General features: G+C 61.6%; 12 protein-coding genes. 7 read left to right on the forward strand and 5 right to left on the reverse strand.

Annotation, left to right across the window (positions count from 1 at the left end):
- Positions 1–67: 67 nt before the first annotated feature.
- Both DVU_RS06895 and DVU_RS06900 read left to right on the forward strand, forming a co-directional pair.
- On the forward strand, positions 68–1,303 hold the full coding sequence (locus tag DVU_RS06895) for a glycosyltransferase family 9 protein (RefSeq protein ID WP_010938757.1): 1,236 nt from the start codon (positions 68–70) through the stop codon (positions 1,301–1,303).
- A gap of 43 nt (positions 1,304–1,346) precedes the next feature.
- A complete protein-coding gene (locus DVU_RS06900; protein ID WP_010938758.1) occupies positions 1,347–2,675 on the forward strand; it encodes a CgeB family protein in 1,329 nt (442 codons plus the stop codon).
- A gap of 106 nt (positions 2,676–2,781) precedes the next feature.
- On the opposite strand, the gene argB is transcribed toward DVU_RS06900, so the two are convergent.
- From argB to DVU_RS06920, 4 genes are all read right to left on the reverse strand, one after another.
- Complete coding sequence (gene argB, locus DVU_RS06905; protein WP_010938759.1) at positions 2,782–3,708, reverse strand: acetylglutamate kinase; 927 nt, start codon at positions 3,706–3,708, stop codon at positions 2,782–2,784.
- A 15-nt stretch (positions 3,709–3,723) separates the two neighbouring features.
- Positions 3,724–5,049, reverse strand: a complete 1,326-nt coding sequence (gene hslU, locus DVU_RS06910; protein ID WP_010938760.1) for an ATP-dependent protease ATPase subunit HslU — start codon at positions 5,047–5,049, stop codon at positions 3,724–3,726.
- Between the two features lie 111 nt (positions 5,050–5,160).
- A complete protein-coding gene (locus DVU_RS06915; RefSeq protein WP_010938761.1) occupies positions 5,161–6,609 on the reverse strand; it encodes a DegQ family serine endoprotease in 1,449 nt (482 codons plus the stop codon).
- Between the two features lie 160 nt (positions 6,610–6,769).
- Complete coding sequence (locus DVU_RS06920) at positions 6,770–8,233, reverse strand: 30S ribosomal protein S1 (protein WP_010938762.1); 1,464 nt, start codon at positions 8,231–8,233, stop codon at positions 6,770–6,772.
- Between the two features lie 153 nt (positions 8,234–8,386).
- Here DVU_RS06920 and DVU_RS06925 point away from each other — a divergent pair, with 153 nt between their 5' ends.
- The 3 genes from DVU_RS06925 to DVU_RS06935 all read left to right on the forward strand — a co-directional run bounded on the left by DVU_RS06925 (position 8,387) and on the right by DVU_RS06935 (position 11,634).
- Positions 8,387–8,671 (forward strand): peptidylprolyl isomerase, encoded by a 285-nt coding sequence (locus DVU_RS06925; protein ID WP_010938763.1) that lies wholly within the window; start codon positions 8,387–8,389, stop codon positions 8,669–8,671.
- Between the two features lie 72 nt (positions 8,672–8,743).
- Entirely contained in the window at positions 8,744–9,172 is a 429-nt protein-coding gene (locus DVU_RS06930) for an Hsp20/alpha crystallin family protein (RefSeq protein ID WP_010938764.1), read from the forward strand.
- A 14-nt stretch (positions 9,173–9,186) separates the two neighbouring features.
- A complete protein-coding gene (locus DVU_RS06935; RefSeq protein WP_011792370.1) occupies positions 9,187–11,634 on the forward strand; it encodes a Lon protease family protein in 2,448 nt (815 codons plus the stop codon).
- 321 nt (positions 11,635–11,955) lie between these two features.
- Here the strand turns inward: DVU_RS06935 and DVU_RS06940 are convergent, their stop codons facing one another.
- Positions 11,956–12,204, reverse strand: coding sequence for a hypothetical protein (locus DVU_RS06940; protein ID WP_014524440.1), 249 nt, complete (start codon positions 12,202–12,204; stop codon positions 11,956–11,958).
- 439 nt (positions 12,205–12,643) lie between these two features.
- On the opposite strand from DVU_RS06940, the gene phoU reads away from it, so the two are divergent.
- Positions 12,644–13,321, forward strand: coding sequence for a phosphate signaling complex protein PhoU (phoU, locus tag DVU_RS06945; RefSeq protein WP_010938768.1), 678 nt, complete (start codon positions 12,644–12,646; stop codon positions 13,319–13,321).
- A gap of 871 nt (positions 13,322–14,192) precedes the next feature.
- Complete coding sequence (locus DVU_RS06950) at positions 14,193–14,813, forward strand: hypothetical protein (protein ID WP_014524439.1); 621 nt, start codon at positions 14,193–14,195, stop codon at positions 14,811–14,813.
- Positions 14,814–14,822 lie beyond the last annotated feature (9 nt).

Genomic DNA, 14,822 nt, shown 5'->3' on the forward strand with positions numbered 1-14,822 from the left:
TACCGGCTACCCCGCCTTGCCGCACGGCAGCGAATGGGCTACCGTCGCGCCACTACCGGAGCCTTCGATGCAGCAGTATCTAGTCATACAACTCGCCCGTTTCGGCGATATCGTCCAGACGCGACGCCTCGTGCTTACACTGGCCCGCCGTGGGGCCGTGCACCTTTGCGTCGACAGGTCGCTGGCCTCACTGGCGCGGCTGGTGCACCCCGAGGTCGTCGTGCATGAGGTCGTCGCGCACGGGGCAGGCGAGGGCGGCGGTGCCGCCATGCTCGCGGTCAACGTCCGTGTTTTCGAGGCGCTGCGTCAGGCGGGGTTTGATGAGGTCTACAACCTCAATCATTCGGGCCTCAATCTCGCCATGTCCGCCCTGTTCCCTTCTGCAGTCGTGCGCGGGCATCGTTTGGTGGACGGGCAACTCGTGCGCGACCGCTGGGTGCGCATGGCCTTTCGCTGGACGACGTGGCGGCGTCTCGCGCCGCTCAATCTCGTGGACTTCTGGGCGTCGCTCGCCGCCGACCCCGTCCCCCCCGGCGAGGTCAATCCGGTGGCGGTTCGCGGTGGCGGCGGGATAGGCGTCGTTCTGGCGGGGCGAGCCTCGCGGCGTTCGCTGCCGCCGGATGTGCTGGCCGCCTGTCTGCGTGCCGTGTTCGAGGGCATGGGCGGGGCGCGCGTGGTGCTGTTCGGCAGTCAGGCCGAAAGGCCGCTCGCCCGTCAGTTCATGCGCATGCTGCCGGGCAATGTCGTGGAACGTACCGAAGACCTCGTGGGACGAACCGACTGGACGGGGCTGGTCGATGCATTGCGCGGACTCGATACGGTTCTCACCCCCGACACGGGCACGATGCACCTTGCCGCGAGGTTCGGGGTACCTGTCCAGGCCTTCTTTCTTTCATCCGCGTGGTGTCACGAGACCGGTCCCTACGGGCTCGGGCACAAGGTCTGGCAGGCCGAGTGCGAATGCCTGCCCTGCCTTGAGACGGCCCCCTGCACCATAGGCGTGCGCTGTCTTGACGCCTTTCGCGACACCGCCTTCCTGCGTCTTCTGGCGGGTCGCCCCGGCGACATGTTCCCCCGCGGCATGATGGGGATGGTGTCGACGCTGGACGCAGTAGGGGCGACATGGCTCACCGTGTTCGGTGAAGACGTCCATGCCCCCCGTCGTGTGGCCCTGCGTGAACTTGTGGGTGAGTATCTGGGACTGTTCGTCGGCGAGGGGCTGACGGATGCCTCGCTCACGGAACTGTTGTATGCCGAGCAGGACTGGATGCTGCCCCCGCCGGGGCAGGTGATTCCCTGTTGATGGGGCCTCACGTGCGAAAGAATCTCAAGGAGCTAGGGATCATATGAGCGAGACCTCCGGGCTGACGGCGCACGCTGGGCCAACGACATCGGGCGGGGCTGCGACAGGGCCTCTGCGCGTTCTCGTCGTGTTGCCCATGTATGGTGGTTCGCTGCCCATAGGGCGCTATTGTGCAGACGCCTTGCGCGACCTCGGCCACACGGTGGAGACCTTCGAGGCGCCCGCCTTTCATGGGGCGTTCAACGCACTCAAGGGGCTTCGTGTCACTGCGGACAGACTGGAACACCTCGAGACCGGGTTCCTGCAGGTGGTCTCGCAAGCCATTCTCGCCAAGGTCGAGACCTTCGAACCCGACCTCGTCCTGTGTCTCGCGCAGGCACCCATGAGCAGGCAGGCACTGCGGCGTCTGCGTCGTGACGGTGTGGCAACGGCCATGTGGTTCGTCGAGGACTTCAGGGTCTTCACCTATTGGCGGGCGTTCGCCCCCTTCTACGATTTCTTCGCCGTCATCCAGCGTGAACCGCTGCTCGATGAACTTGCCGCAATCGGGGTCGAGAACGCCATCTATCTGCCGCTTGCAGCACTGCCCGCCTTCCATCGCCCCATGGAACTTTCCCCGGTGGAACGTCACCGCTACGGTGCCGATGTGGCCTTTCTCGGGGCCGGGTACCCCAACCGCAGAGTGGCCTTCCGGCGGCTGACCCATCTTGATTTCAGGATATGGGGCACCGAATGGGATGGTGACGCGGTGCTGGCGAGGCATGTGCAGATGAACGGCGGGCGGGTGAGTCCTGAAGATGCCGTGAAGATATACAATGCCACGCGCATCAACCTGAACCTGCATTCGAGCGTGCAGGCGCAGACCCTTGTGACCGGGGGCGACTTCGTCAATCCGCGCACCTTCGAACTGGCTGCCATCGGGGCGTTCCAACTTGTGGACAGGCGCGGCCTCATGGATGAACTGTTCACCGATGATGAACTGGCGACATTCGGTGACATGGACGAACTCGTCGCGCTCATCGAACGCTTCCTCGCCGACCCTGATGAACGTGCGGCTTTTGCGGCACGCGGGCAAGCCCGTGTGTTGCGCGACCACACCTACCAGCAGCGTATGACGACGCTTCTCGACTTCATCGCTGCACGCCGCCCCGGCTGGCCGCCCCGCAGACAGGATGCCGGGTTCCCGGCGGACATGCCGGAGGGGCTGCGCGCCGAACTTGGTGGGTTGCTGCAACGCCTGGGCCTGCCGCACGATGCGGCCTTCGGAGATGTCATCGCCCGTTTGCGCCAGCAGACCGGAGAACTTGATGCGCTCGAGACATCGTTGCTGTTCCTCGATGAATGGCGCAAGCAGTATGCTGCCAAGGGGTAGGGCTTGTTTCGCCTGAAAGATGGCGCATAGGCTCTGTTCACACTGCCGCAATGAAAACGGCCCGGAACAGACCGGGCCGTTTTTCATTGCAGATGTGTTCCGCTGGTCAGCGCAGCACGCAGTTGCAGGCAGCCTGTGCGGCCCTGTCGCTGACGATTTCGGTGCCCACGCCCTTGTCGGTGAGCAGCTCAAGAAGGATGCAGTTCTCGGTTCGGCCGTCGATGATCATGGCCTTCTCCACCCCTTCCTCCAGGGCTTCGAGGCAGCACTTCACCTTGGGTATCATGCCGCCGGTGAGGGTGCCGTCGGAGAACAGGTTCACGGCTTCGCGCATGTTCACCGAGCGGATGAGCTTCTTGTCATGGTCGAGGATGCCCGCCACATCGGTGAGCAACAGCAGTCGCTTGGCCTTGAGGGCGGCAGCCACGGCCCCGGCGACGGCGTCGGCGTTGATGTTGTAGGTCTCGCCGTTGTCATCGACGCCCACCGGTGCGATGACGGGGACGAAGCCGTCACGTTCGAGAGAACGCAGTAGCGTCGTGTTCACGCCCATCACTTCGCCCACCTTGCCAAGGTCGATGATCTCGGGGGCCTGTGCCTCCTTGCTGATGACCATCTCCATCTTGCGTGCTCGGATGAGCATCCCGTCCTTGCCGGAAAGGCCTACGGCCTTCGCCCCGGCGAGGTTCATCTGATTGACGATCTCCTTGTTGACCTTGCCCACCAGCACCATCTCCACCACGTCCATGGTGGCGTCGTCGGTGACGCGAAGCCCTTCGCGGAAATGAGACTGGATATTGAGCTGTTCCAGCATCTTGCCGATCTGCGGGCCTCCGCCATGCACGATGACGGGGTTGATGCCGACCAGCTTGAGCAATGCCACGTTGAGGGCGAAGGCCTTCTTCAGGGCTTCGTCCTTCATGGCGTGTCCGCCGTATTTGATGACCACGGTCTCACCGTGGAACTGGCGCAGGTAGGGGAGACTCTCGATGAGGACCTTCGACTGGAGTCTGGCGTTCTCGACGCAATCCATGCACGTGCTCCGATGCTACAGGATGTAGCGGCTGAGGTCCTTGTCGACGCGGACATCTTCGAGGTGGGTGCGTACATAGGCCGCATCCACCGTCACATGCTCGCCGGGGCGGTCGGGCGCGTCGAACGAAATGTCCGCCAGTATCCGTTCCATCATGGTGTAAAGGCGTCGCGCGCCGATGTTCTCGGTCTCTTCGTTGACCTCCTCGGCGAAGGCCGCGATCTCGCGCAGCCCGTCGTCGGTGAAGGACACGGTGACGCCTTCAGTGGCCAGTAGTGCCGCATACTGCCGGGTGAGCGCGTTATGCGGTTCGGTGAGGATGCGGTAGAACTCGTCGCGTCCCAGTGGGTCGAGTTCCACACGCAGGGGAAAGCGCCCCTGCAATTCGGGGATGAGGTCCGAAGGCTTGCTGAAGTGGAAAGCACCTGCGGCGATGAACAGGATGTGGTCGGTGCGTACCATGCCGTACTTGGTGTTGACCACGCTGCCCTCCACGATGGGCAACAGGTCGCGCTGAACCCCTTCACGCGATATGTCGGTGGTGCGGTGGGTCCCTTCGCCGGAGGCGACCTTGTCCAGTTCGTCGATGAAGATGATGCCCGTCTGTTCAACGCGCTCGCGGGCGATGTCGACGACCTTGTCCTGATCGAGAAGCCGCGAGGCCTCTTCGTCGACGAGAAGGTTCCACGCCTCGCGCAGCTTCATCTTGCGCATCTTGCGGCGCGCGGGAAACGCCTTGCCCATCAGGTCGCGGAACTGGTTGCCCATGGACTCCATGCCGGGCATGGCGAAGATGTCCATCTGCGGCCCCTTGGTGCTCTCTTCGACCTCCATGTCCACCTCACGGTCGTCGAGGTGCCCCTGTCGCCACAGTCCGCGCAGTTTGTCACGCGTGCTCTGCCGTGTCTCGCCGCCATCGGCAGGGCTCTGCGGCAGCAGCAGGTCGAGCAGGCGCTCCTCAGCTGCGGCTTCGGCCCGCGCGCGAACGCGGGTCGCCTCTTCGTCGCGGATGAGCGATACGCCAATCTCCATCAGGTCGCGCACCATCGACTCCACGTCGCGCCCCACGTAGCCCACCTCGGTGTACTTCGTGGCCTCGACCTTGATGAAGGGGGCACCGCAAAGCCGTGCAAGCCGCCGGGCAATCTCGGTCTTGCCCACCCCGGTGGGGCCCATCATGATGATGTTCTTGGGGGCGACCTCGTCACGCAGCGAAGGCTCGAGGCGTTGCCTGCGCCAGCGGTTGCGCATGGCCACGGCAACCATGCGCTTGGCCTTTTCCTGCCCGACAACGAAACGGTCGAGTTCGGAGACGATTTCTCTGGGGGTGAGTGTGCTCATGGGTTCTCCTGTGACTTCGGCGGGAAGGCACGATAGCAGCGGGCAGGGGGAATGCCAATATGCGAAGGGGCGCACCATGTGCGCCCCTTGTGGTCATGCGGGTTGTGGTGCCTACTTTTCGGCTTCGATGGGAATGGTGCGGAAGAACGTCTGACCGCGACGCTGAATCTGCAACATCACGGCACCCCTGCGCTTGGCGTCCTCCTGCACGACCTTGGCGAGGTCGGCGGTGCTGTTGACGGGGTGCAGGTTGGCGGAAAGCACCACGTCTCCGGCACGGATGTCGGCATCGGCGGCGGGCCTGCCCTCTTCGACGGCGATGACCAGAAGTCCCTGCGGCCTGTCGAGTTTGAGGGCGCGGGCCTCTTCGGCGTTGGGCGGGCGTACGGTGAGGCCGAGGCTGCTCGACGCCTGCTGCTTCGATTCAGGGGTCTGGCGCGGCGTGCCGCCCTGTGCGGCGAGATGTTCCGCCGTGCGTTCGCCGAGGGTGAGGTTGACGGTCTTGGTCTGGCCGTTGCGCCAGAGGGTTATCTTGGCCGTCTCACCGGGCTTGAGTGCCGCGACGCGGCGCAGCAGGCGACCGGAGTCGGCTATGTCCTCACCTTCGACCTTGAGCAGGATGTCCCCGGCCTTGATACCGGCCTTGTCGGCGGGTTCTCCGGGCATCACGGAACCGACGAGGGCACCGCGCGGTTCACCGAGACCGAGCGCACGGGCCGTGTTCTCGTCCACATCCTGAATGGTCACGCCTATCCAGCCACGGCGCACCTTCTTGTCGCTCTTGAGCTGGTCGATGATGCGGGCTGCCATGTTGCTGGGGATGGCGAAGCCGATGCCCTGACCGCTGGCGACGATGGCCGTGTTGATGCCGATGACCTCACCCTTCATGTTGATGAGGGGGCCGCCGCTGTTGCCGGGGTTGATGGAGGCATCGGTCTGGAGGAAGTTGTCGAAGGGCCCGGAGCGGATGTCGCGCCCCTTGGCACTGAGGATGCCCGCCGTCACGCTGTGGTCGAGGCCGAAGGGGTTGCCGATGGCCATCAACCATTCACCCACTTCGAGGCTGTCAGAGTCGCCGAAGCGCAGCACGGGCAGTTGCCGCTTGGCGTCGATCTTGAGCAGGGCGAGGTCGGTCTCTTCGTCAGTGCCGATAACCTTGGCGTCGTAGGACGCACTCTTGCCCGTCTCGTTCTCGATGTTGACGTGGATGACATCCGCATCGGCGATGACGTGGTTGTTGGTGACGATGTAGCCGTCCGCCGAGAGGATGAAGCCGGAACCGAGCGAACGCTGCTTCTGCGGGCGCATCTTTCCGTGGAATCTTTCGAACTGCTCGAAGAACCTGTCGAAGGGCGTCCCTTGCGGGGCGTTGCGGAGCATGTCTCCGAACGGGTTTTCCGGGGCCTGCACGGTCTTCTCCGTGCTGATGTTGACGACAGCGGCACCGGCGTTCTTCGCCAGTTCCCTGAAATCCGGAAGACTTGCCGCCTGTGCGGTGGATGACAGGACCACCGCCACCATGAGCAGCAGCAATGCGAAATAGCGGGGGGTACGTACCATGCGGTAGCTCCTTCTAGGGCCTGAATGCCGGTTCATTCCGGCGGGGCTTCGCAAAATAATAGGTAATCGCCGTCGGATGTAAACACTGTTTTTCAGGCAGAACGAAGACGGGGGCCATGCCTCTGGCATGACCCCCGCTGAGGATGTCTTTTGGATCCGGCTACTTGCGCTTCTGCATTGCGGCCTGAAGAGCCGCGCCGAGCGAGCCGAGTTGGGGCTTTTCCTTGCGGGGTGCGAACTGCTTCCACGAGCCGTCGTCGCCGCCATGACCTGCATCGCCGACGGGGGCGAGGGTTATGCGGCGGGTCTCGGCCGAGATGTCCCGCACGGTCAGCGTCACGCTGTCACCGGCGTTCAGCTTGCTCAAGCTCGCGCCCTGACCGGAGGACTTGATGATGCCTTCGGGCAGCAGTCCCGTCAGACCGGGGGCGATGTTGACGAACAGGCCGAACTGGGCGCGCTTCTCGACGGTGCCCGTCACCTGTGTGCCGGGGGCGAAACGCTCGGTGGCGTCGGCCCACGGGTCGCCTTCGGCGTCGCGCAGGCTGAGGGATATGCGGCGCTTGGCGACGTCGAGTTCCTTGATCTTGACGTTGACGGCATCGCCAACGGCGACGATTTCCTCGGGCTTGTTCACCCGGCGCGTCCACGACATCTCGGAGACGTGCACAAGGCCCTCCACGCCGGGAAGCACTTCGACGAACGCACCGAACGGGGCGAGGCGCACCACCTTGGCGGGTACGACCTGATCCTGTTCGAGGCGGTCGCCCACGGTCTCCCACGGGTCGCCGCCTGCCTGCTTCACGGACAGGGAGATGCGGGTGCCCTTGCCCTTGGGTGCTTCGCCGATGCCCAGCACCTTGACGCGTACGCGGTCACCCACGGACACGGCTTCATCAGCCTGTGCCACGCGCGACCACGTCAGTTCGGAGATGTGCACCATGCCATCCACGCCGGGGGCGATTTCGACAAAGGCGCCGAACGGGGCGAGGCGGGTGACCGTGCCTTCGAGCACGTCGCCTTCCTTGACCCCTTCGAGGAAGGTGGCGAGTGCGGCGTCGCGTTCGCGTTCGAGCAGAGCCCTGCGCGAGACCACGATGTTGCGACCGTGCTGTTCCACGCGGGTGACGAGGAACTGGAAGGTCTGTCCCACCACGGACTCGGCGTCCTCAAGCTGGTGCAGGTCTATCTGGCTGCCGGGGCAGAAGGCGCGCTTGCGAAGCACGTCGACGTTGTAGCCCCCCTTGCAGGTTCCGGTTACACGGCCTTCGACGGGCACGCCCGAATCGCGTGCCTCTTCGAGGACGGCAGCGCCGCCCTGACCGGAAAGGCCCTTGGAAAGGCGTATCTCCTGTCCGTTCACGGCGGTGACGTACAAATCGACGCGGTCGCCCACGGCATAGGGGAGAGACCCGTCCGCCTCCTCAAGTTCGCGGCGGTCGATGACGCCGTCGACCTTTGAACCGGTGGCGACGAAGACGGAGTCGTCGGTGATGGCGACGATGGCGGCGCTGATGCGGTCGCCGGGGCGAACATTCCGGGTGCCGCCCGCATGAGCCTCAAGCAGTTCGGCGAAGCTGGCGCTCTCGTCCAGTTCCGGAGTGTCTATGGGTTCCCCAGTCATTGCTCGTTTCTCCTTCGAAATGGTATCCCCGCCGTGGCAGGAGTGGTCTGTTTACCAATGAGAGGTTGCGTAGGCAAGTGAACATGGCGGTTGCAACCGCTCTTGGCGCATGCAATACTCAATATAATTATGTTTCGATAGGAAGGAGGCTACATGCTTAAGGCAAGAGCAAGGCACATTCTCGTGCCGACGGAAGAGGCGTGCAACGAACTCAAGACCCGAATCGAGGGTGGCGAGGACTTCGCCGAAGTGGCGCGCGCGTCTTCGCGTTGTCCGTCCGGCAAGCGCGGCGGCGACCTCGGGGAGTTCCCCCGTGGTGCCATGGTGCCGGAATTCGACGAAGCCGTGTTCACGGGTGAGGTCGGCAAGGTGCTCGGTCCCATCCGTACCCAGTTCGGTTATCATCTGGTAGAGGTGACTTCCCGCTCGGGAGAATAGCCCGACCACCCGCCGGAAGAGTCGTTCAGCGGGGGGCGAGAATCGCCTCCCGCCCGTTATGGAGGGCTGTATATGGCGAATCTCAAGCTTTGGCGAAGCGAAGAGCTGCAACGGCTCAAAGAGGAGAGCGACATGCTCTTCGACAGGCTTTGCACCAGCTTCGGCCTGCCTTCGGTGTGCCGTCCCCTGCTTGAACAGGCCATGCACATCTACGATACCCCGGAGGCTGTCGTCGTGGAGGCGACTCTGCCCGGAGTCTCTGCCGAAGACCTCGATATCACCATCAGTGGCGCCATGCTCGTCGTCAGGTGTGCCCATGCGGGCAGTTGCAGTCCCGATGGAACGAGCAGCACGCTTGAAAGCCGTTTCTCCCTGCCGTGCAAGGTGCGCACCGACGATGTGGAGGCTGAACTCGACAACGACGTGTTGCGTATCACCATGCCCAAGTGCCGCCGTCCAGAGGCGCGCCGTATCCCCGTCAAGCCGCGTGCGGCATCATGAACGTGGAGGCCCCTATGAGCATACCCGGTGCCATTTCCCCATTGGCTGTCGAACAGCTGCGCTGGACTGTAGACCCTTCTTCCCTTCCCTTTTCGACCACGTCCGACTTGTCAGCCCATGACGGCATCATCGGTCAGCGCCGCGGCGTAGAGGCGTTCCGCTTCGGTATGGGGATGGACGGGCGTGGGTACAACATCTTCGTCACCGGCGCCTCGGGCATAGGCAAGCTCGCCATGACCCGCCAGTTGCTGCAACAGGCGGGGGGGGGCGTCGTGCCGGACGACCTCTGCTACGTCAACAACTTCACCGTGCCCGAAGAACCTGTGTTGCTGCGTTTCCCCGCCGGGCGGGGCAAGCGGTTCAAGGCTGATGTGCAGGCGTTTCTCGACACCATCAAGCGCGACATCCCGCAACTTTTCGAGAGTCAGGAGTACATCAACAGCAAGAACGAGATCATCGAGACGCATGACCGGAAGACCCGCGATTTTTTCAAGAACCTCGAGGCCAAGGTCAAGGACGCCGGATTCGTCCTCGTGAACATGCAGATGGGGCAGGTGCAGCGGCCCGACATCGTCCCCATGGTGGACGGAGAACCCGTGCACCTGCTCAAGCTGGAGGAGATGGCCGAGAAGGGGCGCTTCCCCCGCGAAGAACTGGTGCAGTTGCAGGCCAAGTACAAGGTGCTCAAGGAGGAGATAGACACCATATTCCTTGAGGTGCGTGAATTGCAGAAGGAGGTCAAACGCAAGAGCGAAGAGGTGGACAGGCTCATGTTCCTCAACGCCGCGCGCGACCTCGCCCGTCCGCTTTTCGCTGAATACGCCGAGGAGAAGGTCGTCGCGCACTTCGAGGGCATGTTGCAGCACATGTCCGACAATCTCGACGCCCTGCGCGCCATGGGGCAGCCCCAGCAAGGGCCCATGGGCATGTTCGTGCCCGTCACGGCAGAGAGTGTGCTGCATGACTATCAGGTGAACCTTCTCGTCGACAATTCCGGGCTTGAAGGTCCCCCCATCATCTTCGAGTCGTACCCTACGTACCGCAAGCTCTTCGGCAGCATAGAGCGCGCCATGGACAGGTCTGGCCTGTGGCGTACGGATTTCACCAAGATCAACGCCGGGTCGTTCGTCAGGGCCAACGGTGGCTATCTGGTGCTCAACCTCATGGATGCCATCTCCGAACCGGGAGTCTGGCAGACGCTCAAGCGGGCACTCAAGACCTCTGAAATCGAGATACAGACCTTCGACCCCTACTACTTCATCACGGCGCAGGGCCTCAAGCCGGAACCCGTGAAGATGGAAGTGAAGGTCGTGGTGCTTGCCACTCCGCAACTCTACCACATGCTGCGCCACTACGACCCCGAGGTCACCAAGATATTCAAGGTGTGGGCGGACTTCGATTCGGTGATGAACCGTGACGACGCCGCTGTGGAGGCAGTCACGCGGCTCATGGCCTCGTTCGCGAACGAGCGCAAGCTCATGCCTTTCGGGCGTGAAGCCGTCGCCCTCTTGCTTGAGCACAGCGTCCGGCTTGCCGGACGGCGTGAGAAGATGTCCACCACCTTCCCGGCCCTTTGCGACATCATGGAAGAGGCGCATTTCTTCGCCCATGCCGCCGCGGCGGAGACCGTCGGGGCAACGCATGTGCGTGATGCCATCCTCGCGCGGCGCGACAGGGCGGGGCAGTATGAAGAGAAGGTCCAGGAGATGATCGACCGTGGCAGCGTGTTCATCGACACGGAAGGTGCCGTGGTCGGTCAGGTCAACGGCCTTGCCGTGTTCGGCGTGGGAGACCACATGTTCGGTAAGCCCACGCGCATCACCGCCACAACGGCCATGGGGCGCGAGGGCATCATCAACATCGAGCGCGAGTCCGACCTTTCCGGTGCCATCCATAACAAGGGCATGCTCATCCTCGCAGGCTTCCTGCGCCGCCGCTTCGCGCAGGACAAGCCGCTGACTCTGGCTGCGTCCATCGCCTTCGAACAGTCCTATGGTGGTGTGGATGGCGACTCCGCCTCCAGTACCGAGCTTTACGCCATCCTTTCCAGCCTCGCCGGAGTACCGCTTTCGCAGGGGATAGCGGTGACGGGGTCCGTCAACCAGAAGGGCGAGGTGCAGCCCATAGGCGGTGTGAACGAGAAGATTGAAGGCTTCTTCGAGTGCTGCCGACGTAACGGTCTCACTGATGGACAGGGGGTGATGATTCCGGCTGCCAACGTGGGCGACCTCATGCTGGACGAAGACGTCATGGAAGCTGTGCGTGAGGGGCGGTTCCACATATGGGCCGTGAAGACCATTGAAGAAGGCATCGAATTGCTGACCGGAATGCCTGCGGGCGTGCGGGGTGAGGATGGCACGTTCCCCGACGGGACCCTCTTCGCCCTAGCCGATGCGCGGCTGCGTGCCCTCGCCGAAGGGCTGAAGGCCTTTGGCGAGAAGAAGGATGATGCCCAGGCATAGGCATACGTCTGGTTGATGATGCAGGGGGGCAGGTGCCCCCCTGTTGCGGACACGTCGATGCGCCCCGTCTTTTTCAAGGCGGGGCTTTCTGCTGTACGGTCACCCCTGTTTCTGGAGCCAGTTCATTGTCAGCAGGGGGGCTGAAGGTGGTGGCTGCCGATGTGGGCCTGTGGCTGCTGCCAGCGTTCCCATGCTGACAGGCGCGATAGAAGAAAGGCGTCACCCTTCAAGGAATGACGCCAGAGATGAAGTCGCAACGGAATGGCAGTATGAGGTGATGCCGGAGAGAGACCCGAAAGATGCGTAAGGATGTGAGGGTGGCTAGCTTCCCTGCGGCACGCCAAGCATCGGCAACCCGCCGGATACGAGGGCCATGAATCGCCGCGCGGACTGACGTTCTACAGGGTCGAGGTCATTCCAGCGACGTGCATGGTTGTGAATACAGACTCCGTCAGCCTCGACATCGACGTACAGCATGCGTTCCACATCCGCTTCAATCTCGATGCGTTCCCCTGAATGTGTGACGAGCACCAACTGCACCTGCCTGTACGGAAAAAGGTCTTTAGTCATACCTGGCCACTCCGGTACTGATAGGAGGTGAAGAAACCTCTTTATGTTTACCACATGTGGAATACGAGACAAGGTGTATACGCGATGCACCATGGGACTTGTGAAAAAAACAACGACCTGTTTGTACGGTGAGTTGTGGCTAGGTGAGCTTGATTGAACGATGGTGCACACGGCACTAAGCGCATGTTACATGCGATTGTGAAAAAAATAGCCAGACTGTAGTGTTTGTTCGCGCATTCAACATGGTCCGGGCGGGGTGTGAAAGGGCGGCATGACCTTTCGTGCCGAACAGTTGTCACGACTGTGACGTCATGGCGTCCGGTATGTTCTGCCTCATGAAGGTGGTTTATTTGCGTTCTGTTCTGTGGCATGGCTCAAATCGAGGACGAGACAGAAACGCGCGGGCATCATGGCTGCCCGTCAGCACCGGAGGTTCATTATGCAACTTGCTCACAATCTGCTTTCAGAGCGGCTCGATACCCTGCGGTCACGGCTGTTGATCATGCTCGACGGGGCAGAGAAGGCCGTTTCGAACTGCGTATGGGCCTATCTCCGGCGCGATGAACGGCTTGCCTGGGATGTGGCTGCCCATGATTTCGCCATCAACGACCTCGAAGTGGAAATCGACGAACTGAGTCTGCAACTTCTGGCGCGTGAAGCGCCTCTTGCGCAGGATTTGCGAACCATCATCGCCACGATGCGCATCTCGAACGATGTGGAACGTATCGCCGACGAGGCTGCCAATGTCGCAGAGCGCGCCTTGCCGCTGGTGTCGCTGCCTGTGTTGCCTTTCGGTGACCTCTTCACGCCTTTTGCTGAAAGCGTGCTCGCGCAGGTGCGTTTTGCGTGCGCAGCTGTCCGCGATATGGACCCCGATGCCGCGCAACGCCTTCGTGACATGGATGAGGAGGTCGACTTCGGTCTGTATGAACTCTCCACGGCTGTCGTCGCCTTCATGAAAGAGAATCCTGAAGCCATGGAACGGGCGTTGTCGTTCCTTATCATGGCGCGACGCCTTGAACGCATCGCCGACCTTGCGACCAACATCGGTGAAAGCGTCTACTTCGCTGTGCGCGGCATCAATGCCAAACACGCCAGCGTTGAATGCGTGGAGTAGCGGCGACGCGGGTGTGCGTTTTCTGTGTGCGTTGACGAGAGTCTCGCAACATGGCGTTGTTGATAGATGTGTGAATGAAATCAGCCCCCGTCCCGGAGATGACGTCTCCGTGGCGGGGGCTTGGTTTGCTACGTTCTAGGACGTTCCCGCAAAGAAAAGCAGATGCGATGAGTGGATGAATACTTTAAAAGACCCCGGAAACATTCGTGTTTCCGGGGTCTTGCATTCTGTATGGCGGAGAGGGTGTCCGCTAAACATGGTTTATAGTTGTCTGTTTTAGCTTGATTTTGATGTTTTGTATTTTGGTAGTTGCCCCCAAGGTTGCCCCATAAGGGTGGTGACTTCTGTAGCCTTCGTGCTTGTGGCTATGTCGGTCTCCTTGCTGGTGGTTGATGACGCGTTGCAACCTCATCGCTATCCCAACGGAGTAAAGCATGGCCACTTCCTTTTGAAGGGCCAACTGTCAGGTAATAACAAGATTAAATCACCAGACGCAGCCGTGGTGTGCATCCATATCGGCTCTTGCCTTCGCCCTTGCTATTGGGGTAATCCACTCATTGATGTTCAATCGTTCTTCCTAGAAGTGTGAGCCTATTGCTTTGCGGCGTCGCGGCTCCTCCTCTGGGGTTCGCCTTCGGTCTTGGTAGGCCGGGCGAAGCGCATCAGGTCGCAGGAAGGGTGAGTATGGGCCGGACGCAACGATATGTGGAGATTCCTCCCGATGCTGGAAGGGGCAGCGTTGCCGCTGCCATGAAGCCTTCCGGTGTCGCTGTCGTTAGCTCGTTGCCTCTCGGTCTGTGTTGTTGTCGGTAGAACGAATCGCCCCCGTGCTGTGTGTCAGCTCGGGGGCGTTTTTTTGCGGGAGATGGCAATGAGTTGTTCTTGTAGAGGGCAGGGGCTCTTAGCTTGGCTTTACATGGGAATCGCGGGGGTCTTCATTTTGATGGTGCCGTGCAATGTACGGGCTGGAAGCTCTCCGCAGCCCTATGTGCTGTGCCGCGCGCATAAAGTCCCTCTTAAAGGTATGCCCGACTTCTATGGCGTAAAAATTCTCGTGACCACCAAGGCTCGCGATATGTCGACCATGTCCATGGAGCAGTTGGCTGCAACGGCCTACTCGGCAATGGAATATTTCAATGCGGGTGAATACGCCGATGCCTTGTTGGTCAATGTGCTGCTCACTCCTAGCTGTGCAGATACGGGCCTGTCGATCGCCCGTGCTCAAGTGGGCGAAGGTCGACGAATAGTCTCTGCGGCCCGAAAGTCATGCGGCCCTAGCGCCGCCATGCTTTGTGTCGCGGATGCTGTTGCCAGGGCTAAGCGTGGTTCCGCGCGGATGACTTCAGATGCCGATTACGCCAAGGCTGCCACGGTCTGCAAGGTGTCTGCTCGTGCTGCGAAGGATGTTCATCTCGCTTTGGCAGAATATGCACTGCATGAGGACTACTATGAAGTCACGGAGAACATTTTGCCTAAAAGTCCGAGTAAATAGAAGTTGATG

This window comes from Nitratidesulfovibrio vulgaris str. Hildenborough, from assembly GCF_000195755.1.
GTDB classification, from domain to species: Bacteria; Desulfobacterota; Desulfovibrionia; order Desulfovibrionales; family Desulfovibrionaceae; genus Nitratidesulfovibrio; species Nitratidesulfovibrio vulgaris.